The sequence below is a fragment of the Patulibacter medicamentivorans genome (assembly GCF_000240225.1).
Classification (GTDB): Bacteria; Actinomycetota; Thermoleophilia; order Solirubrobacterales; family Solirubrobacteraceae; genus Patulibacter; species Patulibacter medicamentivorans.
The window spans coordinates 1-3,527 of the sequence record NZ_AGUD01000126.1 but is presented as its reverse complement, the minus strand read 5'-3'; the positions used below and the strand labels follow the sequence as shown (position 1 = coordinate 3,527).

The window sequence follows — 3,527 nt, the reverse complement described above, 5'->3', positions numbered from 1 at the left end:
CCGCCGCGGCGAGCCGGCCGCGGACGGGATCGGGGGCGGCCAGCCGCTCGTGCAGCGGCGGCGGAACGGGCCGCGTCGGCGCGGCCACCCGGGCGCCGCCGCGGATCCGCTCGATCCGGCCCTCGGCCGCCAGTCGGTCGAGGTCGCGGCGGATCGTGTCGACCGAGACCGCGAGCCGCTCGGCGAGGTGGCTGGCCCGCAGCGCGCGATGCTCCTCGAGCAGGTCGAGGATCCGGCCGAGGCGGTCGTCGGGGAGCAGGTCGGCGGCCATCGCTGCATCATTCTGCCGTATTTCGCGGCTTTGTGCGGCAACGGGGCCTCGACGGTCGTACGGACGGGACGTCCGCGAGGGCCCGTGCGTGCCATGATCCGCGTCCGATGACGCCGGACGCCCCCGCACCGTTCCGCGTCGGCCTGCTCGGGCACGGCACCGTCGGCTCCGCCGTCGCCGAGCTGCTGCCCGAGAGCGCCGACGCGATCGCCCACGTCACCGGGCTCCGGCCCGAGATCTCCGGCGTGCTCACGCGCAGTCGCGGGGACTTCGACGAGATCCTCGCCGGCAGCGACCTGATCGTCGAGGTGATGGGCGGCACCGACGACGCCCGCACCTACGTCACGCGGGCGATCGAGGCCGGCAAGCACGTCGTCACCGCCAACAAGCAGCTGCTGGCCGAGCACGGCGAGGAGCTGTGGGCGCTGGCGCGCGAGCACCGCGTGCAGCTGCGGTTCGAGGCGGCCGTCGCCGGCGTCGTCCCGGTGATCCGGGTGCTGCAGGAGTCGCTCACCGGGCACCCCGTCGAGCGGCTGCACGGGATCGTCAACGGCACCACCAACTTCATCCTCACCCAGATGGCCGCCACCGGCGCCTCGTACGAGGAGGCCCTGGCCGAGGCCCAGCAGCTGGGCTACGCCGAGGCCGACCCGACCGACGACGTCACCGGCAAGGACGCGGCCGCCAAGATGGCGATCCTCGCCCGGCTGGCCTTCGACACGCCAGTCCACCTGAGCGACGTCCCCTACGAGGGGATCGCCCACCTGACGACCGAGGACATCGAGTACGCCCGCGACCTCGACCTGTCGCTGCGGCTGATCGGCACCGCCGAGCGGATCGGCGACGAGCTGGCGGTCCGCGTCCACCCGGCCTTCCTCTACAAGGGCCACCCGCTGGCCTCCGTCGAGGGCCCGTTCAACGCGGTCACGATCGAGTCGCCGGCGATCACCGAGATCACGCTCTCGGGCCCCGGCGCCGGCGGTCCGCAGACCGCGACCGCGGTGATCGGGGACGTGATCAGCGCGATGATCCCGCCGGCCCAGACGCCGCCGACCCGCAACACGCTCGGGTTCGTCGACGACGTCGCGTCGAGCTTCTACCTGCACGTCGAGGTCGCCGACAAGCCGGGCGTGCTGGCCCAGGTCGCCCAGGTGCTCGGCCTCCAGGGCGTCTCGGTCAAGAGCGTCGTCCAGAAGGGCACCGGGACCGGCGCACGGCTGGTGCTGGTCGTCCACCCGGTGCTCGAGTCGCGGTTCTACGGCGCGGTCCAGCTGATCGCCGCCAAGGACTTCGTGACCGCGCCGCCGCGGGCGATCCGCGTGATCGACGAGGAGTTCGCGGGATGACCGGCCAGATCGACGCGCCGCCCGGCGGCCCGACCGTCGCCGGAGCGGCCGCGCATCGGCTGACCGGCGGCGACTCGATCCGCCGGATGGGCCTGATCGAGCGCTACATCGACCGGCTGCCGTTCGAGCTCGGCGACCCGATCGTCAGCCTCAACGAGGGCTCGACGCCGCTGATCCTCGCCCCGCGCCTGAGCGAGCGGGTCGGGGCCGAGGTCCACCTGAAGTACGAGGGCCTGAACCCGACCGGGTCGTTCAAGGACCGCGGGATGACCGCCGCCGTCTCGGCCGCCGTCCGCGACGGGGCCGAGGCCGTGATCTGCGCCTCGACCGGCAACACCGCCGCGTCGCTGGCCGCCTACGCCTCGCGGGCGGGGATCCGCGGCGTGGTGCTGGTCCCGGACGGCAAGATCGCCGCCGGCAAGCTCGCCCAGGCGCTGATGCACGGCGCCCAGGTCGTCGCCCTGCGCGGCAACTTCGACAAGGCGCTCGAACTGGTCCGGGCGATCAGCGAGATCCACCCGATCGCGCTCGTCAACTCGGTCAACGACTTCCGCGTCGAGGGCCAGAAGACGGCCGCCTTCGAGATCCTCGAGGACCTCGACGGGCGGCTCGACGCGCTCTGCATCCCGGTCGGCAACGCCGGCAACATCACCGCCTACTGGAAGGGCTTCCAGGAGAGCGGCGCGTCCCCGCGGATGCTCGGGTTCCAGGCCCACGGCGCCAACCCGCTGGTCCGCGGCGAGATGGTTCCCGAGCCCGAGACGATCGCCTCGGCGATCCGGATCGGCAACCCCGCGCGCTGGGAGGAGGCGATGGGGGCGATGGTCGGCTCGGGCGGCAAGGTCGACGACTGCACCGACGAGGAGATCCTCGACGCCTACCGCTTCCTGGCCCGCGAGGAGGGCGTCTTCTGCGAGCCGGCCTCGGCGACCTCGGTCGCGGGGCTGCTGAAGCACGGCGCCGGCGACGCGCAGCGGATCGTCTGCGTGCTGACCGGCCACGGCCTCAAGGACCCCCAGACGGCGCTCGACGAGTCGCCGCCGGTGATCCCCTGCGAGCCGACGCTGAAGGCGCTCGAGAAGGTGCTGGTCGGCTGAGGCCGAGCGGCGCGGCTCAGGCCGGCCCGCCGCTCGCCGGCGCCGCCACCGTCCCGCGCGCCAGCTGCACCAGCCGGGCGCCGGTCGTCTGCGGCTCGACCCGGATCCGCGGCAGCAGGTAGGGGTCCTGACCGCGGGCGGCCAGGCCGGGGTCGACGGTCGTCGCCGCGTCGTAGCCGGCGGCCTTCACGGCGGCGCGGACGGTGGCGTCGTTGCGGCCCGCCGGATAGCAGAAGAAGCGGGCGTCGATCCCGAGCCTGGTCTTCAGCTGCCGGCGCGATCCGGCCAGCTCGCGGCGCAGGGCGTCGGCGCCGAGCGTCGTCAGGTCGGCGTGGTCGATCGTGTGCGAGCCGATCTCCCAGCCCTGGCGCAGCATCCGCCGCGCTCCCCAGCGCGGCAGGCCCTTCGCGTTCAGGTGGTTGACCGCCAGGTTGAGGACGCCCGGCCAGCCGATCCGCTTCAGCACCGGGGCAGCGTTCATGACCTGCGAGAGGTCGCCGTCGTCGAAGCTCAGGACCACGGGATGGCGGGGCAGGCGGCCGTCGCCGTGCCAGGCCGCCCACAGCTCGGCCATCGTGATCGCCGTGAAGCCGGCGCCGCGCAGCGCCGCGACCTGCTCGCGGAAGCGCGCCGGCGGCACCCACAGCTCGGGGAACGGCGTGCCGGCCTTCGCCTCGGCGATCAGGTGGTACATCAGGATCGGCACCCGGGCCCGGCGGGCGGCCGCGCCCTGGACCGGCCAGCCGGCGGTCCGGTCGCGCGGGGTCGGCCGCGTCGCGGTGGTCCGCCCGGCGGCGACGGTCCGCGCGGCGG

General features: G+C 74.2%; 4 protein-coding genes. 2 read left to right on the top strand and 2 right to left on the bottom strand.

Going from position 1 to position 3,527, the window contains the following annotated elements:
• On the bottom strand, positions 1 to 271 hold a 271-nt coding region (locus PAI11_RS09825; protein WP_040599596.1), incomplete at its 3' end, for a DeoR family transcriptional regulator.
• 107 nt (positions 272 to 378) lie between these two features.
• On the opposite strand from PAI11_RS09825, the gene PAI11_RS09820 reads away from it, so the two are divergent.
• Together PAI11_RS09820 and thrC are read left to right on the top strand one after the other, a co-directional pair.
• Positions 379 to 1,617, top strand: a complete 1,239-nt coding sequence (locus PAI11_RS09820) for a homoserine dehydrogenase (RefSeq protein WP_007573765.1) — start codon at positions 379 to 381, stop codon at positions 1,615 to 1,617.
• On the top strand, positions 1,614 to 2,714 hold the full coding sequence (gene thrC / locus PAI11_RS09815) for a threonine synthase (RefSeq protein ID WP_007573763.1): 1,101 nt from the start codon (positions 1,614 to 1,616) through the stop codon (positions 2,712 to 2,714). Before PAI11_RS09820 ends, thrC begins: the two co-directional genes overlap by 4 nt.
• A gap of 16 nt (positions 2,715 to 2,730) precedes the next feature.
• Here thrC and PAI11_RS09810 read toward each other — a convergent pair.
• A partial coding sequence (locus tag PAI11_RS09810; protein WP_050897184.1) for a polysaccharide deacetylase family protein occupies positions 2,731 to 3,527 on the bottom strand: 797 nt, incomplete at its 5' end.

Excerpts from the sequence above, each read along its gene's own strand:
- PAI11_RS09820 (WP_007573765.1), top strand. The coding sequence starts at position 379 with ATGACGCCGGACGCCCCCGCACCGTTCCGCGTCGGCCTGCTCGGGCAC.
- thrC (WP_007573763.1), top strand. The coding sequence starts at position 1,614 with ATGACCGGCCAGATCGACGCGCCGCCCGGCGGCCCGACCGTCGCCGGA.